Annotated in this window: 19 protein-coding genes and 1 rRNA gene; 19 read left to right on the top strand and 1 reads right to left on the bottom strand. The window is 72.9% G+C overall.

The window, feature by feature from the left end; genetic code table 11:
* Positions 1 to 136: 136 nt before the first annotated feature.
* The 7 genes from rrf (at position 137) to glcF (ending at position 7,645) form a co-directional block, all read left to right on the top strand.
* Positions 137 to 253: ribosomal RNA gene (rrf, locus tag IE250_RS22795) — 5S ribosomal RNA — on the top strand.
* Positions 254 to 499: 246 nt separating this feature from the next.
* Complete coding sequence (locus IE250_RS22790) at positions 500 to 841, top strand: YciI family protein (RefSeq protein WP_189671606.1); 342 nt, start codon at positions 500 to 502, stop codon at positions 839 to 841.
* A gap of 159 nt (positions 842 to 1,000) precedes the next feature.
* The gene (locus IE250_RS22785; RefSeq protein WP_189671605.1) at positions 1,001 to 1,747 is read left to right on the top strand and encodes an IclR family transcriptional regulator; all 747 of its coding nucleotides are present in this window, start codon (positions 1,001 to 1,003) and stop codon (positions 1,745 to 1,747) included.
* A 75-nt stretch (positions 1,748 to 1,822) separates the two neighbouring features.
* Positions 1,823 to 3,445, top strand: coding sequence for a malate synthase A (aceB, locus tag IE250_RS22780; RefSeq protein ID WP_189671604.1), 1,623 nt, complete (start codon positions 1,823 to 1,825; stop codon positions 3,443 to 3,445).
* A gap of 48 nt (positions 3,446 to 3,493) precedes the next feature.
* Positions 3,494 to 4,969, top strand: a complete 1,476-nt coding sequence (locus tag IE250_RS22775; protein ID WP_189671603.1) for an FAD-linked oxidase C-terminal domain-containing protein — start codon at positions 3,494 to 3,496, stop codon at positions 4,967 to 4,969.
* Entirely contained in the window at positions 4,969 to 6,300 is a 1,332-nt protein-coding gene (locus tag IE250_RS22770) for an FAD-binding oxidoreductase (RefSeq protein WP_189671602.1), read from the top strand. Before IE250_RS22775 ends, IE250_RS22770 begins: the two co-directional genes overlap by 1 nt.
* Positions 6,301 to 6,316: 16 nt before the next feature.
* The gene (gene glcF, locus IE250_RS22765; protein WP_189671601.1) at positions 6,317 to 7,645 is read left to right on the top strand and encodes a glycolate oxidase subunit GlcF; all 1,329 of its coding nucleotides are present in this window, start codon (positions 6,317 to 6,319) and stop codon (positions 7,643 to 7,645) included.
* Between the two features lie 134 nt (positions 7,646 to 7,779).
* Here glcF and IE250_RS22760 read toward each other — a convergent pair whose 3' ends face one another.
* Positions 7,780 to 9,282 (bottom strand): hypothetical protein, encoded by a 1,503-nt coding sequence (locus IE250_RS22760; protein ID WP_189671600.1) that lies wholly within the window; start codon positions 9,280 to 9,282, stop codon positions 7,780 to 7,782.
* A gap of 6 nt (positions 9,283 to 9,288) precedes the next feature.
* Here IE250_RS22760 and IE250_RS22755 point away from each other — a divergent pair, with 6 nt between their 5' ends.
* The 12 genes from IE250_RS22755 (at position 9,289) to IE250_RS22700 (ending at position 22,982) form a co-directional block, all read left to right on the top strand.
* On the top strand, positions 9,289 to 10,395 hold the full coding sequence (locus tag IE250_RS22755) for a Replicase polyprotein 1ab (RefSeq protein ID WP_189671599.1): 1,107 nt from the start codon (positions 9,289 to 9,291) through the stop codon (positions 10,393 to 10,395).
* Positions 10,392 to 11,399: an HAD-IIA family hydrolase gene (locus IE250_RS22750; protein WP_189671598.1), complete on the top strand. Its 1,008-nt coding sequence runs from the start codon at positions 10,392 to 10,394 to the stop codon at positions 11,397 to 11,399. Before IE250_RS22755 ends, IE250_RS22750 begins: the two co-directional genes overlap by 4 nt.
* 153 nt (positions 11,400 to 11,552) lie before the next feature.
* Positions 11,553 to 11,729 carry a hypothetical protein gene (locus IE250_RS22745; protein ID WP_189671597.1) on the top strand — a complete coding sequence of 59 codons (177 nt, stop codon included), beginning with the start codon at positions 11,553 to 11,555 and terminating at the stop codon, positions 11,727 to 11,729.
* Positions 11,730 to 11,740: 11 nt separating this feature from the next.
* Positions 11,741 to 12,727 carry a TlyA family RNA methyltransferase gene (locus IE250_RS22740; protein WP_189671596.1) on the top strand — a complete coding sequence of 329 codons (987 nt, stop codon included), beginning with the start codon at positions 11,741 to 11,743 and terminating at the stop codon, positions 12,725 to 12,727.
* Complete coding sequence (locus IE250_RS22735) at positions 12,724 to 13,665, top strand: NAD kinase (RefSeq protein ID WP_189671595.1); 942 nt, start codon at positions 12,724 to 12,726, stop codon at positions 13,663 to 13,665. The genes IE250_RS22740 and IE250_RS22735 overlap by 4 nt, the downstream gene beginning before the upstream one ends.
* An 8-nt stretch (positions 13,666 to 13,673) precedes the next feature.
* A complete protein-coding gene (gene recN, locus IE250_RS22730; protein WP_189671594.1) occupies positions 13,674 to 15,428 on the top strand; it encodes a DNA repair protein RecN in 1,755 nt (584 codons plus the stop codon).
* 5 nt (positions 15,429 to 15,433) lie between these two features.
* The gene (steA, locus tag IE250_RS22725; protein ID WP_229872705.1) at positions 15,434 to 16,657 is read left to right on the top strand and encodes a putative cytokinetic ring protein SteA; all 1,224 of its coding nucleotides are present in this window, start codon (positions 15,434 to 15,436) and stop codon (positions 16,655 to 16,657) included.
* A 93-nt stretch (positions 16,658 to 16,750) separates the two neighbouring features.
* A complete protein-coding gene (locus IE250_RS22720; RefSeq protein ID WP_189671593.1) occupies positions 16,751 to 17,704 on the top strand; it encodes a copper transporter in 954 nt (317 codons plus the stop codon).
* A gap of 158 nt (positions 17,705 to 17,862) precedes the next feature.
* Positions 17,863 to 18,771, top strand: coding sequence for a hypothetical protein (locus IE250_RS22715; RefSeq protein WP_189671592.1), 909 nt, complete (start codon positions 17,863 to 17,865; stop codon positions 18,769 to 18,771).
* Positions 18,768 to 20,510 carry a murein biosynthesis integral membrane protein MurJ gene (gene murJ / locus IE250_RS22710; RefSeq protein WP_189671591.1) on the top strand — a complete coding sequence of 581 codons (1,743 nt, stop codon included), beginning with the start codon at positions 18,768 to 18,770 and terminating at the stop codon, positions 20,508 to 20,510. The genes IE250_RS22715 and murJ overlap by 4 nt, the downstream gene beginning before the upstream one ends.
* A gap of 128 nt (positions 20,511 to 20,638) precedes the next feature.
* Positions 20,639 to 22,315: a CTP synthase gene (pyrG, locus tag IE250_RS22705; RefSeq protein ID WP_189671590.1), complete on the top strand. Its 1,677-nt coding sequence runs from the start codon at positions 20,639 to 20,641 to the stop codon at positions 22,313 to 22,315.
* 34 nt (positions 22,316 to 22,349) lie between these two features.
* Positions 22,350 to 22,982, top strand: coding sequence for an NUDIX domain-containing protein (locus IE250_RS22700; protein WP_189671589.1), 633 nt, complete (start codon positions 22,350 to 22,352; stop codon positions 22,980 to 22,982).
* The last annotated feature ends 113 nt before the right edge of the window (positions 22,983 to 23,095 follow it).

Raw genomic sequence — 23,095 nt, 5'->3', positions numbered from 1 at the left:
GCCTAATAAAGTTTCAAAGTGTTGCTACGCGTCCACTATGCGGTTCCCGAGTCACGGGCACCAACCCCCGACCACCACCCCCACACCTTTCGTGCGGGTGAGTGGGCCGGCGGGGTTGCCTGATTCTCGACAGTGTTACGGTGGTCATAGCGTGGGGGAAACGCCCGGTCCCATTCCGAACCCGGAAGCTCAGCCCTACAGCGCCGATGGTACTGCCCTGGAGACGGGGTGGGAGAGTAGGACGCCGCCGGACAACTTTTCAGTGGGGGTGGAGGATTCTCCTCGAGGCCGACGACGGCCCCGGGGGAATCCTCCACCCCCACTTTTTTGCGCGCCCACACAACCCAGCACACCCGCGGCTCGAGCCCGTTCCAGCGGTCGGTTGGACGCTCTACCTTGAGCACATGTCGGGCGCCGGCGCCATAATCAGGCTTGGCACCAGAAGCGTTGCCGCAGAGAAGAACCTACCGATGCGCCGCCGGAGCAGAGGAGTCCTCGAATGACGAAGTACCTGATCTCGTTCCCCGGTGAGGCCATGGTGGTCCCCGAGGAGGACTTCGAGGCGGTCGTCGAAGACTCGCATGCCGTCATCGAGGAGGCCAAGGCGGCGGGTGTGTACGTCTTCGGCGGCGGAATCGATGAGGACGTGGACCCGGTGCTCGTGGCCGGCGACGGCACCGTCACCGAGGGCACGTACCCAGGCCACAGGGTGCCCAACGGCGGCTACACGGTTCTCGAGCTGCCCTCGCGGGAGGCGGCACTCGAGTGGGCCGCGAAGATCGCCGTCGCCTGCCGCTGCTCGCAAGAGGTCCGGCAGTTCGGGTACGACCCGGCCAGCTGACGAGGGCAACCCCAGCCAGAGTCGCGCTACCCGGCCATCGAAGCGCGGACCAGCCCTGCACCCTCAGGACAGCCACCTGACCCCCGTCCCAGCTGTTCCGCGTTGTGGAATGCTGTTTCCGTCGACCGGTAACTCCGGCGGTCCGATGGGGAGGGTGACGTGGCAGAGCCTGGCGTGCAGTCGGTCGAGCGGGCGCTCGATCTGCTCGAGATTCTGGCAGAGGTCGGCGGTGATGCCGGCCTGAGCGAGCTCTCGGAGCAGTCAGGCTTGCCGCTACCGACAATCCACCGGCTGATGCGCACCCTGGTCGCCCGCGGCTACGCCCGGCGGCTTCCCTCGCGACGCTATGCGCTCGGCGCCCGGATGATGCGCCTGGGCGAGGCCGCCGGCCGCCAGCTCGGAGCCGGCGCACGCCGACACCTGGCGCGTGTCGCGCGGGAGCTGGGAGAGACGGCGAACCTGGCGATGCTCGACGGTGAGATGGCCGTGTACGTGGCGCAGGCCGCGTCGTCGCACTCGATGCGGATGTTCACCGAGGTGGGGCGGCGGGTGCACCTGCACAGCACGGGTGTCGGCAAAGCGCTCCTGGGCGAGCTGCCCGACAGTGCGGCGCGGGACATCGCCACGCGGGCCGGCCTCGCCCCCGCGACCGACCGGACGATCACCGACATCGACACCCTCCTCGCCGCCCTGGCGGAGGTTCGTGAGCGCGGGTACGCCGTGGACGACGGCGAGCAGGAGATCGGCGTGCGGTGCTTCGCCGTCGTCGTACCGGGTGCTCCCGTGCCGACTGCTCTTTCCGTGTCGGGTCCTGCGGCGCGCGTGTCGTTCGAGTTCGGGGAGCGAGCCGTGCCGCTGCTGCACGAGGTCGCACGACAGGTCGCCGCGGAGCTGTCCGGGAGCTGAGCGGGTGCGTTGACCCTGCGGCGTCGGGCACCTAGTGTTTTCGCTAGGAAGTATTTGGTTTCCGGATCGTGGAATATGTCCGGAGCAAGCCGCTCGACCAAAGGAACAGACGTGGACACTCCCGACGGCCTGACGATCACCGGCGACATCGCACCGCGCGCGGAAGAGGTGCTCACACCGCAGGCGCTGGAGCTGATAGCCGCCCTCCACCGCGAGCTGGACGACCGCCGGCTCGAGCTCCTCGGGGCCCGGCAGCGGAGGGTCGAGGACCTGGCCGCGGGCGGCACGCTGGACTTCCTGCCCGAGACCAGGCACATCCGCGACGACCCGACGTGGCGCGTGGCCCCCTGGGCGCCCGGCCTCGAGGACCGGCGCTGCGAGATCACAGGCCCCACGGACCGCAAGATGACGATCAACGCGCTGAACTCCGGCGCGAAGGCGTGGCTCGCTGACCACGAGGACGCGAACACGCCGCAGTGGAGCGCCGTCGTCGGCGGGCAGATCAACCTGCTCGACGCGATCAACCGATCCATCGACTTCACGGGCGAGAACGGCAAGCGCTACGAGCTGAAGCCGGACGAGGAGCTGGCCACGATCATCGTGCGACCCCGCGGCTGGCACCTGCCGGAGAAGCACATCCTGGTGGACGGCCGGCCGGTGTCGGGGAGCCTGGTGGACTTCGCCCTCTACCTCGCCACCGCGGGGCTGCGCCAGATCGAGAAGGGCCAGGGCCCGTACTTCTACCTGCCCAAGATGGAGTCGCACCTGGAGGCGCGGCTCTGGAACGACGCGTTCGTGCTGGCACAGGACTTCCTCGGCATCCCCCGGGGCACCATCCGCGCCACCGTCCTCATCGAGACCTACCCCGCGGCGTTCGAGATGGAGGAGATCCTCTACGAGCTGCGGGAGCACAGCTCCGGCCTGAACGCCGGCCGCTGGGACTTCATGTTCTCGGTGATCAAGTCTTTCCGGACGCGCGGCACGGACTTCATGCTGCCCGACCGCAACGCCGTCACCATGACCGTGCCGTTCATGCGGGCGTACACCGAGCTGCTGGTCAAGACCTGCCACGCCCGCGGCGCCCACGCCATAGGCGGTATGGCCGCGTTCATCCCGAGCCGCGACAAGGAGGTCAACGACGCGGCGTTCGCGAAGGTCCGCGACGACAAGACCCGCGAGGCGAGCGACGGGTTCGACGGCTCCTGGGTGGCCCACCCGGGCATGGTGGAGCTCTGCACGGAGGTCTTCACCGCGGTGCTGGGCGGCAAGCCGAACCAGATCGACCGCACCCGCGAGGACGTGCAGGTCACCGCGGCGCAGCTGCTCGACGTCGCCGCCACGCCAGGCGACGTCACCGAGGCCGGCCTGCGGAACAACATCTCGGTGGGCATCCAGTACCTCAAGGCGTGGCTCGGCGGGCTGGGCGCCGTCGCGATCTTCAACCTCATGGAGGACGCCGCGACCGCCGAGATCTCCCGCTCGCAGGTGTGGCAGTGGCTGCACAACGACGTGACGCTCGCCGACACCGGCCACCAGGTCACGCGGGAGCTGATCGACCGGATCGTCGAGGAGGAGATCGCCAAGCTGCCGGGCGACGCGGCAGACTACACGGAGGCGAAGCAGACGTTCCTCGAGGTGGCGGTGGCGGACGACTACGCGGACTTCCTCACCCTGCCGGCGTACGAGCGCATGGACTGAGCGGCCGGGCCGCCCAGCCGCCCTGCCCGCCGCAACGAGGAGGTTGCCATGGCCCCGAGCACTGCGACGCCGCTGGACATCATCACCGCCGAGCTCATCGCCGAGCTCGGCAGTGACCAGGTGATCACGGACCGGCAGCGCCGTCGTACGTACGAGTGCGACGGGCTGGCGGCGTACCGGGTGGTCCCTGGCGTGGTGGTCCTGGCACAGGATCCGGACGACGTCGCGGCGACGGTGCGGGCCTGCGCCCGGAACGGCGTGCCGTTCGTGGCGCGCGGGTCCGGCACTGGCCTGTCGGGCGGTGCGCTGCCGCACTCCGACGGGGTGCTCGTGGTCATGTCGCAGATGCGAGCGATCCGGGAGGTTGACGTCGCGGCCCAGCGCGCCGTCGTCGACCCGGGGGTGATCAACCTGCAGCTCACCGCCGCGACCAGCCCGGACGGGTACTACTTCGCCCCCGATCCCTCCAGCCAGTCGGTGTGCTCGATCGGTGGGAACGTCGCCGAGAACTCGGGTGGCGCCCACTGTCTCAAGTACGGCTTCACCACCAACCACGTCACAGGCCTGGACCTGGTGACGCCCGGTGGCGAACGGGTAGAGATCGGCGGCAAGGCGCCCGACCCGCCCGGGTACGACCTGCTCGGTGCGCTGGTCGGCAGCGAGGGCACGCTCGGCGTCGTCACCGCGGCCACGGTGCGCCTGACGCGGCTGCCGCAGGAGGTCCGTACCCTGCTGGCGGCGTTCCGCTCCATGGATGACGCCGGAGCCGCCACCTCCGCGATCATCGCCGCCGGGGTGATTCCCGCCGCGATCGAGATGATGGACGCGCTGGCGATCGAGGCCGCCGAGGCGGCCGTGCACTGCAACTACCCGGCGGGCGCGGGCGCCGTCCTCGTGGTCGAGCTGGACGGGCCGTCGCCCGACGTCGCGGGGGAGTTCGACGACGTCGTGCGGCTGTGCGAGGAGGCCGGCTCCTTCGAGGTGCGGGTGGCGGCCGACGACGACGAGCGCGCCCTGATCTGGAAAGGCCGCAAGTCCGCGTTCGCGGCGGTCGGCCGGATCAGCCCGGACTACATAGTGCAGGACGGCGTGATCCCGCGGACGGCGCTCCCGCTGGTGCTGCGGCAGATCGCCGAGCTCAGCGAGAGCGCCGGCGTCCGGGTCGCGAACGTGTTCCACGCCGGGGACGGCAACCTGCACCCGCTGGTGCTGTTCGACGGCTCGGTCGAGGGCGCCGTCGACCGCGCCGAGGAGGTGGCCGGCGGAATCCTCGACCTGTGTCTCGCGCACGGCGGCTCGATCACGGGCGAGCACGGCGTGGGCGCCGACAAGGCCAAGCACATGCCGCGGATGTTCACCGCCGACGACCTCGACACGATGCAGGCCGTCCGCTGCGCCTTCGACCCGGACGGCATCTCCAACCCGGGCAAGGTGTTCCCCACACCCCGGCTTTGCGGGGAGCGACCCGGACGGCACCAGGGCGCGCACCCGCTGGCGGAGTCCGGCGTGGCGGAGGTCTTCTGATGGCGGACCTGCAGCGGCTCGCGGACGCGCTGAAGCGCGACGGTGGTGAGGTCCGGGAGGCAGGACCGGCGGACGCCGTGGACGGTGTGCCCGCGACGGCGGTGGCGCGGCCGGCGTCCGCGGACGGAGTGGCCGCCGTGCTCCGCGAGGCAACCGCCCAGGGGCTGGCCACCGTGGCGCGTGGCGCCGGGACGGCCCTGGACTGGGGTGCGCCGCCCGAGCGTGTCGACCTGATCCTGGACACCACCGGCCTGGACCGGCTCGTTGAGCACGGCGCGGGCGACCTCGTGGTGGTGGCCGAGGCCGGGCTGCCGGTTGCTGCCCTGTCGGAGACGGTCCGGGCCGCCGCGCAGGAGCTGGTCGTGGACCTGCCGCCGGAACGGCTCGCGGGCGGCTCCACCGTGGGCGGGGCGCTGTCGACCGGGGCGTCCGGGCCGCGTCGCCTGCAGCGCGGCGGGATCCGTGACCTCGTGCTCGGGGCGACCGTGGTGCTCGCCGACGGCACCATCGCCTCGTCGGGCGGCAAGGTGGTCAAGAACGTCGCCGGATACGACCTGGCCAAGCTTCTGACCGGCGCGTACGGCACCCTCGGCGTCGTGGTGCGGGCTGCCTTCCGGCTCCACCCGGCCCGGCCGGACCGGGCGTTCGTCGTCGCGACCGGCCCGCTGGCCGACGTCGCCGCGCGCGCCCGCGACGTCGTCGCCTCGCAGCTCGCGCCCGCCGCTGTCGAGATCGACCGGCCTGCGGGGAGCGACGGCGCCGAGGTGGCGGTGCTGCTGGAGGGCACGACTGCCGCCGTCGGGCAGCGGGCTGCCGCCGCGGCCGAGCTGCTGGGTGGGCGGGTCCAGCGCGAGCCGCCCGCGTGGTGGGCGGTGCTGCCGGGCGCGGCGGCGGCTGGGCCTTTCGGAACCGGGGTCTCGACAGGCTCGACCACGGTCGGGGGCGCGACCAGCGCCTCGGGGGTTGAGCCTGTCGAGACCTATGGCAAGGCGACCGCGACCCTCACCGGGGTGGCCGACCTGCTGGCGGCGGCACGCGGCGCCGAGCAGCGGTACGGCGTCGGGGTAGCGCTGCGGGGGACCGCCGCCGGCGTGCTGCACACCGTGGTGACGGGTACGCCCGAGGCGACCGCGTACGCCGTCGGGCACCTGCGGGGGGCCGCTCCCAGCCCGCGGGACGGGACGGTGACGGTGCTGCGCGCGCCGCGGGAGGTGCGCGCCAGATTGGACGCGTGGGGGCCCGTGGGCGGGCTCGACCTGATGCGTGCGATCAAGCGGCAGCTCGATCCCGGGCGCAGTCTCGCGCCGGGCCGATTCGTGGGAGGCATCTGATGGTTGGAGGCACCTGATGACAGAGGCGAAGCCGGACGTGCTCGGCGCCTTCGACGAGCATCATCCGCCCGCCCGCGAGCTGGTGGACGACTGCGTCCACTGCGGGTTCTGCCTGCCGGCCTGCCCGACGTACTCGCTGTGGGGCGAGGAGATGGACTCCCCGCGCGGGCGGATCTACCTCATGAAGGAGGGGCTCGAGGGCGAGCCCATGTCCTCCTCGCTGGTGCAGCACGTCGACGCGTGCCTGGGATGCATGGCATGCGTGACCGCGTGCCCGTCGGGCGTGCAGTACGACAAGCTCGTGGAGGCGACGCGGCAGCAGGTCGAGCGGCGCGGCGCCGAGCACCGGACGCGCGGGCAGCGGCTGCTGCGGTCGGTGATCTTCGCGTTGTTTCCCCGTCCCGAGCGGCTGCGACTGATCCGGCCCCTGCTCGCGCTGTACCAGCGCGCGGGGCTGTCGCGCCTGGTGCGGCCGGTGCTGGCCCGGCTCTCCCCGACGCTCGCGACGATGGAGGCGATCGCGCCTCCGGTGGTTCCCCGTATCCCGGTGCCCGCGCTGGTGCCCGCGACCGGTACGAAGCGGATGACCGTCGGGATGCTGCTGGGCTGCGTGCAGCGGGAGTTCTACCCGGGCGTCAACGCGGCCACGGCGCGGGTGCTGGCGGCGGAGGGCTGCGAGGTGGTCGTGCCGCCCGACCAGGGGTGCTGCGGCGCGCTGTCCGTGCACGCCGGGCGCGAGGCCGAGGGACTCGACTACGCACGGGCGCTCATCGACACGTTCTCGGGAGCGGGCGTGGAGCGGATAGTGGCCAACTCGGCCGGGTGCGGGTCCACGATGAAGGACTACGCGGACCTGCTCGCGGACGATCCCGAGTACGCGGAACGGGCTGCGACATTCGCGGCGAAGACCCGCGACATCTCGGAGGTGCTGGCGGAGCTGGAGCCCGTCGCGCCGCGGCATCCGCTGCCGATGACCGTGGCCTACCACGACGCCTGCCACCTGCGGCACGCCCAGGGCGTGAAGGCGCAGCCGCGTGCGGTGCTCGCGACGATCCCGGGGCTGGTGGTCAAGGAGATCGCCGAGGGCGACATGTGCTGCGGGTCGGCCGGCATCTACAACCTGACCAACCCGGAGCCCGCGCGGGAGCTGGGGGACCGGAAGGCCGCGAACGTGGCTGCGACGGGCGCCGAGCTGCTGGTCACGTCCAACCCGGGGTGCCTGCTGCAGATCACTGACGCGCTGGAGCGGCAGGGGCGGCAGATGCGATGCGCGCACATGGTGCTGGTGCTGGATGCGTCGCTGCGCGGCGTCGGACCGGCGGAGCTGCTGGGCGCATTCGCGTGAGGTCGGTCGGTTGCCTCGAGATCGGTCCGTCGATGGACCGATCTCGAGGCAACCGACCGAGCTCGATCCTGGCGGAGTGCATCCGACCGACCTCGGCGCAGGCGTTGTGACTCGGCCGTTCGTGGACGGACACGTCACAGCCTTTCGACCCCGGGGGATGCCTGCCCACGTGGGAGAATGTGTGGGCATCTGTCATCGAAGGGAACACCGTGAACGAAACGCCCCGCAACCAGGGGAACGACCGCGAGGGCGACCGCCGCGGCGAGCGCAAGGGCGGCAATCGCAGCGAGGGCCATGGGCCGCGTCGCGACGACCGCGGCGGGGAGCGCGGTGGTGACCGGGGCCGCCGGTATGACGGCGCCCGTGGTGGCGACGCACCCCGGCGCGACGACGACCGTCCGCGCCGGCCGCACGACGACCGCGGCGTCGACCGACCGCGCCGCGACGCCCGTGGTGGCGAGCGTTCGCCCCGTCGCAACGATGACGACCGGCCGCGCCGTTCGTTCGGCGACCGGGACAACCGGCCCGACCGGGACAACCGCGGAGACCGGGACAACCGGGCCGGCCGCGACGACCGCGGTGCACGGAACGACCGCCCGTATCGCGGGAACGACGCCGATCGTCCGGGCCGGCCCTACGCGGACCGGGACAACCGTGGCGGCGAACGTCCCGCGCGCCGCGACGACGACCGTCCCCGCCGAACCTTTGACCGCGACGACCGTCCGCGCCGCACGTTCGGCGACCGCGACGATCGCCCGCGCCGCAACTTCGAGGACCGCGGTGGCAACCGCCCCGCACGCCCGGAGGACGACCGGCCGCGCCGCTCGTTCGAGGACCGTGGGAGCGACCGTCCGCGTCGTGACGACCGTGGCCCGGCCGGCCCGCGTCGCGATGACCGTGGCGCGGGCGGCCCGCGTCGCGATGACCGTGGTTCGGAGCGTCCCCGTCGGGACGACCGCGGTGGTGACCGGCCGTTCCGTCGTACCGACGACGACCGGCCGCGCCGTTCGTTCGGCGACCGTGACGACCGGCCGCGCCGTTCGTTCGAGGACCGTGGCGGGGACCGTCCGCGTCGTGACGATCGTGCCGAGCACCCGCGCCACGACGACCGCGGTGCCCGTCCGTTCCGTGGGAACGACGGCGACCGCCCGCGTCGCGATGACCGTCCGCGTACCGACGACCGTGGCGGTGACCGCCCTCGTCGTCACGACGGCGACCGTCCGGTCCGGCGCACCGACGGCGACCGACCCGCTCGTCCGTACGGCGACCGCGACGACCGCGGTGCCCGGGACAGCCGTGGCCGCGACGACCGCGGCCGCGACGACCGCGGTGCCCGTCCGTTCCGCGGGAACGAGACCGACCGGCCGCGCCGCGATGACCGTGGTGGCGGCCGTCCCAGCCGCGATGGCCGCGGTACCGACCGTCCGGCGCGGGATGACCGCGGCGGTGCGCGCCGTTCGTTCAACGACCGTGACGACCGACCGCGCCCGGACAAGCGTGACGAGCACGAGGACCGCGCTCCCCGGCCGCCGGAGCCGGAGATCGCAGACGACGTCACGTTCGACCAGCTCGACCGCGACGCGCGCTCGCGCCTGCGCGGGCTGAGCAAGGACCACGCCGAGTACGTCGGGCTGCACCTCGTGATGGCGGGCCGGCTGCTCGACGTCGACCCGGAGCGTGCCTACGAGCACGCCCAGGCGGCGGTGCGCGGCGCGGGCCGCATCGACATCGTCCGTGAGGCCGCCGGCCTGGCCGCTTACCGCACGAACCGCTTCGCGGAGGCCCTGCGCGAGCTGCGCACGGTGCGCCGGCTGAACGGCTCGTCGGAGCACCTGCCGATCATGGCCGACGCCGAGCGCGGACTCGGCCGCCCGGAGCGTGCCCTCGCGCTCGCGGCGTCGGAGGAGGCGGCGACGCTCGACGCGACCGGCCGCATCGAGCTCGCGATCGTGGCGAGCGGTGCCCGTTCGGATCTGGGCGAGCACGACGCCGCCCTGGCCGTGCTCGACAAGGTCTCGGCCGAGGACGCCAAGGGCGATCTCGGGCTGCGGGTCGTGCAGGCGCGCGCCGTGGCGCTCGAGGTGGCGGGCCGGGCCGACGAGGCCGCTGCTCTGCTGGCATCGGTCGACGCCAAGGCGCTCGAGCGGGCCATCGGCGCGACCGAGCCGGACGAGGACATCACCGTGTTCGACGTCGAGGAGGACGCGGCGCTCGCCGAAGAGGAGTACGCCGCCGACCACCCCGAGGAGCTCGCGGCCGCCGCCGAGCCCGAGGACTCGGACGATGAAAAGCCCGAGGACTCCGACAGGGACGACGAGGGTTCGGACGAGCCGGATGGCGCGCACGACGACGAGGACGACGAGGACGACGAGGACGACGAGCAGGAGTCGGCAGACTCGCCTGACTCTGCGGATTCGCCTGACTCGGCGGACTCCGGGGATTCGGCCGACTCGCCCGATTCCGCCGACTCGCCCGACGAGCCCGAGCGCGAGGACCCCGACGGCGCCGAGGACGAAGCCGACCACGACGAGCCCGAGGCGGACGCCGTCGACGAGCCGACCGCGGCGGAGTCTGACGAGGAGCCCGCCGTAGCGTCCGAGGAGCCGGCCGAAGCGTCTGGCGAGTCGGACGAGGCGAAGGACGACCGGTCGGATGCCGACGAGGCCCCGGCCGCGCCCGAGGCGAGCGACGTCGAGGGCGAGCCGGCCGCCGAGGGCGACCGGTCCGACGTCGGGCAGGAGAAGGCGTGACGGCGAACGCCGGGCTGCTGGCGAGCGACGTCCCGCTCGCCGCGGCCTACGATCTCGCACTCGTCGACCTGGACGGCGTGGCGTACAAGGGGCACCTGCCGATCGAGCACGCGTCGGCGAGCCTGGCCGCGGCGCGGTCGGGCGGGATGCGCCTGCTGTTCGTGACGAACAACGCGTCGCGCGAGCCGGAGGACGTAGCGGGCCAGCTCACAGGCCTGGACATCCCGACCGACCCGGACGAGGTCATGACCGCGGCGCAGGCGTGCGCCGCTCTGCTCACGACCCGGCTCGACCCGGGCGCGAAGGTGCTCGTGGTGGGCGGCAAGGGTCTGGTGACCGCGGTGCAGTCGGCGGGCTTCACGGTGGTGGAGTCGGCGGACGACGAGCCGGACGCCGTCGCCCAGGGTTATGCGCCCGAGGTGGGCTGGGCGCAGCTCGCGGAGGCCGCCTATGCGGTGGGCAGCGGCGCCTGGCACGTGGCGAGCAACCTGGACCTCTCCCTGCCGACGGCGCGTGGGTTCGCGCCCGGCAACGGCGCGCTGGTGGGTGCGGTGGTCTCGGCGACGGGTGTCACGCCTGACAGCGCCGGGAAGCCGTCGCCCACGATGTACCGGCTCGCGGTCGAGCGTGCCCGGGCGCACCGCCCGCTGGTGATAGGGGACCGGCTCGACACGGACCTCGGCGGGGCGCGCGCGGGCGGATATCCGGGGCTGCACGTGCTGACGGGCGTCTCGACGGCGCGCGACGCCGTGCTCGCCGTACCGGGGGAGCGCCCGTCGTTCCTCGGCGCGGACCTGCGCGCTCTGCTCGAACCGCACCCGGCGCCGGTCCTCGCGGACGGCTGGTACGTGTCCGGCGGCGCGGCCGCCCAGGTGTCCGGCGGCGAGCTGCGGCTCGACGGCGCCGGGATCGACCTGGTCCGCGCCGCGTGTGCCGCGGCGTGGGCCGCCGTCGACGCGGGGGAGGCCCTGGACGCGGCGGCGGTGCCCGAGCTGTCCGCCTGAGCCGGAGGTGCAGCGCGACAGGACCATGCCGATTTCTCCAGGGTTCTGTCGGAGGCGACAGGTACCGTGTCTTGCAGCATGCCGACGGCCCGTCGTTGACGGGGCTGTGGGTAGCAACGAGCACAGACGAGCACAGTGGAGCGTTGACGCACGATGGACGAGTTCTACGAGATCGAGGAACCCGCGACTGGCCCCGCGGATCCCGACGCGGGTGTCCGGCGTGCGCTCGATGCGCTCGACGGGCTCGACGACCTGCCCCCGGCCGAGCACGTGGCCCGCTTCGAGGCGGTCCACGACGCTCTGCGGGCACACCTGAGCGGTGACGCCTGACGGTGGCGACGATGACAGCGAGCACGCGCGTGGACGCGGAGCTGGTCCGCCGCGGGCTGGCCCGTTCACGGCGGCACGCCGCGGAGCTCGTCGCGTCCGGCCGGGTGACTGTAGCGAGCCGGGTGGTGGTCAAGCCGTCGGCGGCGGTGCTCGACGGCGAGGACGTGTCGGTCGCTCCCGGCGCCGACCCGGCGCACGAGTTCGCGTCGCGTGCCGCGTGGAAGCTGGCCGGTGCGCTGGACGCGCTGGCCCGGGTGCCGGGCGGACCGGTGGTCGAGGGCGCGTTCTGCGCCGATCTCGGTGCGTCCACCGGGGGGTTCACCGACGTGCTGCTGTGTCGGGGCGCCGCCCATGTGGTCGCGGTCGACGTGGGACACGACCAGCTGGTGCCCGCGCTACGTGCCGACGACCGGGTCACGGTCGTCGAGGGTTTCAACGTCCGCGACCTGACGCCGGGCGACCTCGCACGGTCCCCGGATCTCGTGGTCGCCGACCTCTCGTTCATCTCGCTCACCGTGGTGCTGCCGGCGGTCGCGGGCGTGCTGCGTCACGGGGCGCAGGCGTTGCTGATGGTCAAGCCGCAGTTCGAGGTCGGGCGAGAGCGCCTGGGCAGCGGTGGCGTGGTGCGCGAACCGGCCCTGCACGCCGAGGCGGTGACCACGGTGATTCGTGCGGCGGAGCGCCTGGGTCTGCGGGCCCGCGCGGTGGTGCCGAGCCCGCTGCCGGGGCCGAGCGGGAACCGCGAGTTCTTCGTGTGGCTGACGCCCGGGGCCGGCCCGGCATCCGGGAACCCGGCGGGCAGCCAGGTGGACAGCCAGACCGACGAGCGGGCGCTGGCCGACGCCGTCGGCGCGGCGGTGGCCTGGGACCCCGCGCAAGGTGCGCCCGCCGGCAGGCCCGGCCATCCGCCGGAGCCGCCGGCCGTCGTCGTGCGGGAGCGGCAGGACAACGAGCAGAGCACCGAGCCGATCGACGAGCAGAAGGAAGGGGAACCGTGACCCGGCGCGTCCTGATCGTGACCCATGGCGGACGCCCCCGGGCGGTCGCGGCGCTTGCCGAGGCCCTGCGCGAGCTGAAGACGGCGGGCTTCGAGGCCACGCTGCACGACGACGCGCTGGCGGAGGAGTTCGGCGACCACATGGCCGCCAACCGGGTACGCGAGGGCGTGCATCGGTCCGAGGCCGTGATCGTGCTGGGCGGTGACGGCACGATCCTGCGCGCGGCGGAGCTCACCCGCGGCACCGACGTCCCCCTGCTCGGGGTGAACCTGGGGCACGTGGGCTTCCTCGCCGAGTCGGAGCGGGAGGACCTGCGAGCCGCCGTGCAGCGGCTGGCGGCCCGGGACTACGAGGTCGAGGAGCGCGCCACCGTTGACGTGTCGGTGCACCTGCCCGGCACTGCCGAGCCCGTGGTGGGCTGGGCGCTCAACGAGGCCACTGTCGAGAAGGCCACTCGCGACCGCATGCTCGAGGTGGCGATCGGGGTGGACGGCCGTCCGCTGCTGTCGTTCGGCTGCGACGGCGTGGTGATGTCCACGGCCACTGGTTCCACTGCGCACGCCTTCTCGGGCGGCGGCCCGGTGATCTGGCCCGACGTCGACGCGGTGCTGATGGTGCCGCTTTCGGCGCACGCGCTGTTCGCGCGGCCGCTGGTCATCGGCCCGCGGTCGCGGTACACGGTCGACGTGCTGCCGCAGTCGACGGTCGAGGGAGTGCTCACCTGCGACGGACGGCGGGAGATCCGGTTGCCCCGGGGCTCTCGCGTAGTAGTGCGCCAGGGCGGTACGGTGCGGCTCGCACGGCTGTCGAGCGCGCCGTTCGCGGACCGCCTCGTCTCGAAGTTCAATCTGCCCGTATCGGGCTGGCGGGACCGTGTCGGGTCGGGGAACTCGGTGGCGCAAGATGTACCTTCAGCCGAGACAAACCCAGAGAATTAAGGAGTCAGGTGCTCGAGGAGATCGCTATCGAGAACCTGGGCGTCATCCGATCGGCCCGGGTACCGCTGTCCGACGGTCTGACCGTCATCACGGGCGAGACGGGCGCGGGCAAGACGATGGTGCTCACGGGGCTCAACCTGCTCATGGGCGCCAAGGCCGACCCGCAGTCGGTGCGCCCGGGTGCGTCGTCGGCGGCTGTCGAGGGCCGGGTGCGGGTCTCCGGGCGTGACGCCGTGCTGGACCGCGTCGACGAGGCGGGCGGCGAGGTGGAGGACGACGGCACCGTCGTGATCCTGCGCACCATCGCCGACGGCCGGTCCCGCGCCCACCTGGGCGGCCGCGCCGTGCCGCAGGGCGTGCTCGCGGAGATCGCCGAGGACCTGTTCACCGTGCACGGCCAGTCCGACCAGCTGCGGCTGCGCACGTCGGCCAAGCAGCGCGACGCCCTGGACACGTTCGTGGGCCCGGCGCACCAGCGCGTGCTGGCCGCCTACCGCGCGGCATGGAGCGAGCGTGGCGGCCTGCTGACGGAGATCGCGGACCTGGAGGCGCGCAGCGCCGAGCGGTCGCGCGAGGTGGAGCTGCTGCGCATCGGCCTGGAGGAGATCGAGCGGGTGGACCCGCAGTCGGGCGAGGATGCCGACCTGCAGGCCCTGATCGAGCGCCTGTCCAACGCCGAAGCCCTGCGCACCGCGGCCACCGAGGCCCACGAGGCGGTGGCCGGCGAGGACGCCGACGGCGCACGCGAGAACGCGATAGCCCTGGTGGAGCGGGCGCGGCGCGCCCTGGACTCCGCCGCCCACTCCGACGCCGCGCTCGGCGCGCTCGCCACGCGGTTCGCCGAGGTGGGATACCTGCTGTCCGACGTCGCGACCGACGTCGCCGCGTACGTCGACGACCTGCAGGCGGACCCGGCCGGGCTGGAGACCGCGCACAACCGGATGGCGGAGCTGAACGCCCTGACCCGGTCCTACGGCGAGACCATCGACGAGGTGCTGCAGTGGGCCAGCGACGCGGGCCTGCGCCTCCTCGACCTGGACGACGGCGGCGACCGCCTCAGCTCGATGCGTGACCGAGTGGCGGAGCTGGACGGCGAGCTGGGCCGTCTGGCGGAGATCCTCACGGCCGAGCGGACCCGGGGCGCTTCCGACCTGGCCGAGGCCGTGACGAACGAGCTGCACGGCCTCGCGATGGGCGGCGCGCACCTCGTGGTCAGGGTGGAGCGGCTCGACCAGCCGGGCCCGTTCGGCGCGGACCAGGTCACGTTCCTGCTCGTGCCGCATCCGGGCGCGCCGGAGCGGCCGCTCGGCAAGGGCGCGTCCGGCGGTGAGCTCTCGCGCGTGATGCTCGCGCTCGAGGTCGCACTGGCCACGTCCGGCGGCGCGGCGGCCGCGCGCACCGCCGACACCCCGCGTAGCACCTTCGTGTTCGACGAGGTCGACGCCGGCGTCGGCGGCCGGGCGGCGGTCGAGGTGGGCCGCCGTCTGGCGCAGCTGGGCCGCAGCACCCAGGTCGTCGTCGTGACGCACCTTGCACAGGTCGCGGCGTTCGCGGACGCGCACCTCGTGGTCACCAAGAGCTCCGACGGCGACGCCGGATCGGACGCCGGCGACGGCGGAATGATCACGGTCACGGGCGTGCGGGAAGTCACTGCGGACGCCCGGGTCCGGGAGCTGGCGCGCATGCTGTCCGGCCAGGACGACTCGGAGACGGCCCGTACCCACGCGCTGGAGCTCCTTGAGTCCTCGGTCGTGGGACGATAGTCCGGATGAAGCTGATCTCCCGAGCTGAGAAGCGTGCCGACAAGGTTGCCGCCAAGAGTGCCGCCGACCGCGACACGGCCCTCGTGCAAGCCGCAGTGCAGGGCCCTGCGCGGATCGGAGCGCGCACCAAGGAACTGACTTCGCGGCTCCACCACGGCGATATCGCCGTGATCGACCACGTGGACATCGACCGTGTCGCCGCGGACGCGCTGGTGTCCGCCGCACCGGTCGCGGTGCTGAACGCCGCCCCGTCCACGTCGGGCCGGTACCCCAACACGGGTCCGAAGATCCTGGTCGACGCCGGGATCGTCCTGGTGGACGACCTGGGGCCGTCGGCGATGACGATCGACGAGCACGCCGTGGTCGAGATCGTCGGCGGCGAGATAGTCGTCGGCGGCGAGGTAGTGGCCAAGGGCACCTACCAGACGCCGCAGACGGTGGCCGCCAACATGGCCGCCGCCCGCGAGGGGCTGTCGGCCGAGATCGAGCGGTTCGCCGAGAACACCATGACGTACCTGCGCCGCGAGCGGGACCTCCTGCTCGACGGCGTGGGCGTGCCCGACATCCGGACCTCCATCGAGGGCCGCCACGTGCTGATCGTGGTGCGCGGCTACCACTACCGGGAGGACCTGGCGCTGCTGCGCTCGTACATCCGGGAGAACTCGCCGGTGCTGATCGGCGTCGACGGCGGCGCGGACGCGATCATCGACGCGGGCTGGCAGCCCGACATGATCGTGGGCGACATGGACTCTGTGTCCGACCGGGCCCTGGCCTGCGGCGCGGAGATAGTGGTGCACGCCTACCGCGACGGCAAGGCGCCCGGGCTGGAGCGCGTCAAGGCGCTCGGCGTGGACCCCGTCGTGTTCCCCGCCACGGGCACCAGCGAGGACATCACGATGCTGCTGGCCGACGACAAGGGTGCCGAGCTCATCGTCGCCGTCGGCACGCACGCGACGCTCGTGGAGTTCCTCGACAAGGGGCGCGCGGGCATGGCCTCGACCTTCCTCACGCGGCTGCGGGTGGGCGGCAAGCTCGTGGACGCCAAGGGCGTGTCCCGGCTGTACCGCACGCGGATCTCGAACACTCAGCTCACGCTGCTGTCGGGCGCGGGCGTCGCGGCGGTGCTCGCGGCGCTGGCCTCGACGTCGGCAGGCCAGACCTTCTTCGGACTGATCGCGGCACGCCTCGACGACGTCGTGTCCTCGATCGGTAACCTGTTCGGCGGCTGACCGGCCGGGAGCACCCTCCCCGCACCGCACGCCGCCCCGACCTGATGCCGGGCGCCTCAACGCCCGGAACATGCCTAAGGACTCCTCCGTACCGTGATCGACTTCCGATACCACCTCGTCTCGCTCATCTCCGTCTTCATCGCGCTGTCCGTCGGCATCATCCTGGGCGCCGGCCCGCTGCAGGGCGCGATCGGGGAGACGCTGACGGAACAGGTGGACGCGCTGCGCGCCGAGCGCACCGAGCTGCGCACCGAGCTTGATGCCACACAGACCGCGCTCGACGGCGACGAGCGCTTCATCGAGGCGACGGGCAGCCGGCTCGTGACCGGTTCGCTCGAGGGCAGCCGCGTGGCGGTGGTGCGGCTCGGCGAGGTATCCGAGGAAGTGCGGGACGGCGTGCTGAACCAGCTGGACCGGTCGGGCGCCACCGTCGTGTCCGACTCGGTGCTCACGGACGCGTGGAGCGAGCCCGCCGACGAGTCGTCGCGCGAGACCGTCGCCGAGGGGCTGCGGGTCAACCTCGGCGACGCCGCCCCCGAGGGCGAGGACGCGAGCGCGGTGCTCGGCGCCGCGCTGGCGCTCGCGCTCACGGGTGACGACGGCGGTTCCGACCGCAGCTCGCAGGCCACCGACCTCGAGGCGCAGCTCGAGCGGTTCGGCTTCGTCGAGTCCGGCGACGAGCAGACCGAGGCCGCGGAGGCGCTCGTGCTGCTCGTGGGCCCGGCCGGGCAGCCACAGGAGACGGCCGACGGCGCCAACGAGGAGGCGGCGCCGGCCACGGACATCTGGACCGCCGTCGCGCGGGCGGCGCAGGACGTCTCCGGTGCGGCGGTGCTCGCCGGCCCGACGGACAACCCGGGCGACGCCGTGCAGGCCGTGCGGGACGACGAGGAGATCGCCGCCGAGGTCACCACCGTGAGCGGCGTCGACCGGCTCGTGGGCCGCATCAACGTTCCGCTCGCCGTCGCGGCACGCCTGGGCGGCACCGTCGGCCAGTACGGCCTCGAGGACGACGCGACGGCGGTCCTGCCGCCGCCGGGCGGCTGAGCCGGAGGTGCAGCGCAGGGTGCGGGCCGAGGAACGAGGCACTCGCCCGAAGCGGAACCGCAGGCTCAGCCGATATAGGTAGAGGCTGAGCCGCCGGCTCGACCACAGCTCGACCCGAAGCACAGGCTCGAAGAACTGACACAGACCGAGGGGTACTCATGGGTGCAGGCAGGTTCATCGCCGCGGGCATAGTGGCCGGAGTCGCGACGGCGTTCGCGCGCCGCAAGCTCGACGAGAAGGTCGCCGAAGGCGCCTTCGGTGGCGCCGGCGCGTGGACGCGCACCAACCACCGCGGCGAGCCGATCAGCCTGCTGGAGGGCCCGGCGGTCGCCGCCGGTCTCGTCGCCGGCGCGGCAGTCGGGGGCGGCAAGGCTCCCGGGGCGACGGCGTTCGCCACGGCCGCTGCGGGCGCCTTCGGCCTCGTCGACGACCTGGCCGAGGACACCTCGGTGCGCACCAAGGGCCTCAGGGGCCACCTCGGCGCCCTCCTGGAGGGTCGCCTGACGACCGGCGGCCTGAAGGTGCTCGGCATCTCTGGCTCCGCTCTCGTGGCCGCGGTGGCGGGCACGCCCCGCACGGGCAGCGCGTTCGGGCACCTGGTCGACGTCGGGCTCAACGGTGCGCTCATCGGGGGCACCGCGAACCTGATCAACCTCTTCGACCTCCGGCCCGGCCGGGCCTTGAAGGCCGGTACCGCCGCAAGCCTCCCGTTCATGCTGGGCGGCGCGGGCGCCGCCACGGGCGCGGTGCTGGGTGCCGCCGTCGCGGCCGCCCCCGGCGACCTGGGGGAGAAGGACATGCTGGGCGACGGCGGCGCCAACGCCCTCGGCGCGCTCGTCGGCAGCCAGATCGCGTTCGGCACGTCCCGCGCGGTGCGGTGGGCGGCGCTCGCCGGCGTGGTCGGGCTGATGCTGGCCTCCGAGAAGGTCAGCTTCTCCAAGGTCATCGCCGGGAACGAGTGGCTCAACAAGGTCGACATGCTGGGCCGACGGCCGGCACCGGCGGTCGAGCCGGGGCCGTCCGACGAGTCGGTCGAGACCGAGCCCGTGGCTACCCCGGGCGCGTGAGCCGCGCCAGAACCCTGGCGAGCGCCGCGCTGCTCGTCACGGTCGTCACCCTCGCCAGCCGCATGGTCGGCTTCGGCCGCTGGCTCGCGCAGGGCGCATGGCTCGGGTCCGACGGCGTCGGGACGGTCTTCAACTCCGCCAACCAGCTGCCCAACCTGCTGTTCGAGGTCGCGGCGGGCGGCGCGCTCGCGGGCGCCGTCGTGCCGCTGCTGGCCGGGCCGCTCAGCCGGGCCGCGTTCACCGCCGACGGGACCGCCGTCTCGAAGGAGCAGGCGTCCCGGATCGCGTCGGCGCTGCTGGGCTGGACGCTGGTCGTCCTGGTGCCGCTGGCCGCCCTCATGGCGCTCTTCGCACGCCCGATCATCGGTCTGACCGGGCTCGAGGACCCGGTGCACGTGGACGTCGCGACGGCCTTCCTGCGGGTGTTCGCCGTGCAGGTGCCGCTCTACGGCCTGGCCGTCGTGCTGGGTGGCATCCTGCAGGCGCACAAGCGGTTCTTCTGGCCTGCGTTCGCGCCGCTGGTCTCCAGCCTCGTCGTGATCGTGGTCTACGCGGTCTTCGGCCTGCTGGCGAACGGCGACCAGCAGGACGTCGCAGAGCTGTCCACCCAGGCGCTGGGGTGGCTGGCGTGGGGCACCACCGTCGGCGTCCTGTTCCTGGCGCTGCCGCTCGTGGTGCCCGTGTGGCGCACCGGGGTGCGGCTGCGGCCCACGCTGCGGTTCCCGTCGGGGGAGGGCCCCCGCGCCGCGCGCCTCGCGTTCGCGGGCGTGGGCGCGCTCGTCGTCCAGCAGCTTGCGGTGTTCCTGACGCTGCGCGCGGCCAACGCCGCGGGCGGCGACGGCACGCTGTCGGTCTACCTGTACGCCCAGCAGGTCTACCTGCTGCCGTACGCGGTGCTCGCGTTCCCCATCGCGACCAGTGCGTTCCCGCACTTCGCGGAGCACGCGTCGGCCGGCCGGACCGACGAGCTGCGCACGCTCGTCGCGCGCACCACGCGCACCCTGCTGCTCGTGACGGCCGTGGGTGTTGCCGCGCTGATCGCGGCCGCCCCGTTCGTCGAGGACGTCTTCGACCTCATCGTGCTCGGGGACGCCCACGGCATGGCCGCGGGGCTCACCCTGATGGCGCCGGGGCTGATCGGGTTCGCGCTGATCCTGCACCTGTCGCGCGCGCTGTACGCCGTCGACCACGGGCGGGCCGCCGTGATCGCAACCGCGAGCGGGTGGGGCGTCTCCGCGATCGGCGCCGCCCTCGTACCGCTGCTGTTCGCCGGCGGCTCGCCGGGGCGAGGCTGCGCCGGGCCGTCCTGCTCGGAGCTCGTGCTGCGGACCGAGGTCATGGCGCTCCTGGGGGCCGTCGGCACGGCGGGCATGTTCGTGGCCGGGCTCGGGCTGCTGCTGGCCGTCCGCAGGCACCTGGGCCGGGACGCGCTGGGCGGCGTCTGGCGGGCGCTCGCCGTGCTCGTGGTGGCGGCGGCCGTGGGGGCCGCCGTGGGGTGGCTCGTGCCCGTGTGGGTGGCGCCCCAGGGCCGCTCGTTCGGCTGGTTCGCGGACGGCCCGCAGCCCGAGGTGCCCTTCGACGGCGTCGATTTCGCCGCCGCCCTCGGCCTCGGGCTGGTCGTGGGCCTGCTGGCGGCGTTCGTCACGCTCCTGATCGCGGCACTGCTCGACCGGGACCTGCGCGCCGCCGTCGGGCCGCAGGTCCGCAAGCTGCGGAGGAAGTTCTCCAGGAGTGCCTGATATAGCGAGCGTTATCGGCGCGGCGGGTGGAGACTCGATCCGTACCAAACCGACAAACTCCGAGTGACGAGCAGCTGTACTGGCGGTTACGACACCAGCACGCTGTACCTCGGATAGGATGGAGTTCCGTGGTCGAACACCGAAGCAGTCTCCAGTCCCGTCATCGGTCCGGCGCCTCCACGCCGACCAAGCACATCTTCGTCACCGGCGGTGTGGCGTCCTCTCTCGGCAAGGGGCTGACGGCGTCGTCGCTCGGTCGCCTGCTCCGCTCGCGTGGCCTCAGCGTCACCATGCAGAAGCTGGATCCCTACCTCAACGTGGATCCCGGCACGATGAACCCGTTCCAGCACGGTGAGGTCTTCGTCACCGAGGACGGCGCCGAGACCGACCTGGACATCGGGCACTACGAGCGCTTTCTCGACATCGAGCTCCCCGCCTCGTCCAACGTGACGACCGGCCAGGTGTACTCGCGCGTCATCGCCAAGGAGCGCCGCGGCGAGTACCTGGGCGACACCGTGCAGGTGATCCCGCACATCACCGACGAGATCAAGCGCCGGATGCGCGAGCAGGCCTCCGACGACGTCGACGTGATCATCACCGAGATCGGCGGCACGGTCGGCGACATCGAGTCGCAGCCGTTCCTCGAGTCCGCGCGCCAGGTGCGGCACGAGCTCGGCCGCGACAACGTGTTCTTCCTGCACGTGTCGCTGGTGCCGTACATCGGCCCGTCGGGCGAGCTGAAGACCAAGCCGACGCAGCACTCGGTGGCCGCGCTGCGCACCGTCGGCATCCAGCCGGACGCGATAGTGCTGCGCTCCGACCGCGTGGTGCCGGAGAGCATCAAGAACAAGATCGCGCTGATGTGCGACGTCGACAACGAGGCAGTGATCAACTGCGCCGACGCCCCGTCGATCTACGACATCCCGCGCGTCATCCACTCCGAGGGCCTGGACGCCTATGTGGTGCGCCGCCTCGGCATGCCCTTCCACGACGTGGACTGGGACGGCTGGAGCCGCCTCCTGGAGCGCGTGCACGAGCCGGAGCACAACGTCGAGGTCGCGCTGGTCGGCAAGTACATCGACCTGCCTGACGCGTACCTGTCCGTGACGGAGGCGCTGCGCGCCGGCGGCTTCGCGAACGACGCCAAGGTCGGGATCCGCTGGGTCGCGGCCGACGACTGCCAGACGCCGGAGGGCGCGCAGGCGTCCCTCGAGGGCGTCGACGCGGTGCTGGTGCCGGGCGGCTTCGGCGTGCGCGGGATCGACGGCAAGGTCGGCGCGCTGCGCTGGGCGCGCGAGAACCTCGTGCCGACCCTCGGCATCTGCCTGGGCCTGCAGTCGATGGTCATCGAGTACGCGCGCAACGTGCTGGGCTGGGCGGACGCGTCGTCCACCGAGTTCCACCCGACCAGCAGCCACCCGGTGGTGGCGACCATGGCCGAGCAGAAGGCGATCGTCGAGGGCGAGGGCGACATGGGCGGCACCATGCGCCTTGGCGCCTACCAGGCGCAGCTGACCGCCGGCTCCGTGGTGGCCAAGGCGTACGGCAGCGAGCGGGTGTCCGAGCGGCACCGGCACCGGTACGAGGTCAACAACGCCTACCGCGGTGAGCTGGAGGAGGCGGGCCTGCTGATCTCCGGCACGTCGCCCGACTCGTCGCTCGTGGAGTTCGTCGAGCTCCGGGCCGACATGCACCCCTACTACGTGTCGACGCAGGCTCACCCTGAGTTCAAGTCGCGCCCTACGCGTGCCCACCCGCTGTTCGCGGGCCTGATCGCGGCGGCGCTCGAGAAGCAGTCCGCATGAGCACAGTCGGAGGCTCATGCGGCGAGGGGACAGCATGAACGCCGAGGAGATCACGGACGTCATCGACCCGCGCCCCGCGCGGCGTCTCGACGTCCCGTTCCAGGGCTACGTGGTCGACATGATCTCCGACGAGGTCGACCTGGGCGAGACCGGCGGCATCGTCCGCCGGGAGTACGTCGACCACCCGGGCGCGGTGGTCGTGGTGGCGCTGACCGACGACGGCGACGTCCTGCTCCTGCGCCAGTACCGGCACCCGGTCGGCGCGTTCCTCTGGGAGGCGCCCGCCGGACTGCTCGACCTGGACGGCGAGGACCCGCACGTCGCGGCGGCCCGCGAGCTGGCCGAGGAGGCGGACATGACCGCCGCCACCTGGGACGTGCTCCTGGACCTGCTGCCCACCCCGGGCGGCAGCAACGAGGCCATCCGCGTCTACCTGGCACGCGACCTCACCCCGGTGCCCGACGGCGAGCGGCACACCCGCGAGGCCGAGGAAGCCGACATGGTCGTGGTGCCCGTGCCGCTCGAGGAGGCCGCGGCGCTGGCGCTCGCGGGCCGGCTGCACAACGCGGCGACGATCGCGGGCGTGCTCGCGGCGGCGATCGGACGGGCGTCGGACTGGGAGACGCTGCGCCCGGTGGACGCGCCGTGGGAGTACCGCAAGAACTGACCCGCGGGGCAGGTGGCGGAGGCCGTGCGGTGCCAGACTGCTCCGTGAGTTCGGTCGGTTGCTGGCCCGGGTTCCCTGAGTTCGGTCGGTTGCTGGCCCGGGTTCCCTGAGTT

It is taken from the genome of Promicromonospora soli (assembly GCF_014653785.1).
Taxonomy (GTDB): domain Bacteria; phylum Actinomycetota; class Actinomycetes; order Actinomycetales; family Cellulomonadaceae; genus Promicromonospora; species Promicromonospora soli.
The sequence above is the reverse complement of the archived record's forward strand: the minus strand, read 5'-3'. Positions and strand labels throughout refer to the sequence as shown.

Bases quoted from the DNA above. Each gene is read 5' to 3' on its own strand.
- aceB (WP_189671604.1), top strand. From the start codon at position 1,823: ATGTCCGGAGCAAGCCGCTCGACCAAAGGAACAGACGTGGACACTCCC.
- IE250_RS22740 (WP_189671596.1), top strand. From the start codon at position 11,741: ATGACAGCGAGCACGCGCGTGGACGCGGAGCTGGTCCGCCGCGGGCTG.
- IE250_RS22700 (WP_189671589.1), top strand. From the start codon at position 22,350: ATGAACGCCGAGGAGATCACGGACGTCATCGACCCGCGCCCCGCGCGG.
- IE250_RS22755 (WP_189671599.1), top strand. From the start codon at position 9,289: ATGGCGGGCCGGCTGCTCGACGTCGACCCGGAGCGTGCCTACGAGCAC.
- IE250_RS22790 (WP_189671606.1), top strand. From the start codon at position 500: ATGACGAAGTACCTGATCTCGTTCCCCGGTGAGGCCATGGTGGTCCCC.
- steA (WP_229872705.1), top strand. From the start codon at position 15,434: ATGAAGCTGATCTCCCGAGCTGAGAAGCGTGCCGACAAGGTTGCCGCC.
- IE250_RS22775 (WP_189671603.1), top strand. From the start codon at position 3,494: ATGGCCCCGAGCACTGCGACGCCGCTGGACATCATCACCGCCGAGCTC.
- IE250_RS22715 (WP_189671592.1), top strand. From the start codon at position 17,863: ATGGGTGCAGGCAGGTTCATCGCCGCGGGCATAGTGGCCGGAGTCGCG.
- IE250_RS22745 (WP_189671597.1), top strand. From the start codon at position 11,553: ATGGACGAGTTCTACGAGATCGAGGAACCCGCGACTGGCCCCGCGGAT.
- glcF (WP_189671601.1), top strand. From the start codon at position 6,317: ATGACAGAGGCGAAGCCGGACGTGCTCGGCGCCTTCGACGAGCATCAT.
- IE250_RS22770 (WP_189671602.1), top strand. From the start codon at position 4,969: ATGGCGGACCTGCAGCGGCTCGCGGACGCGCTGAAGCGCGACGGTGGT.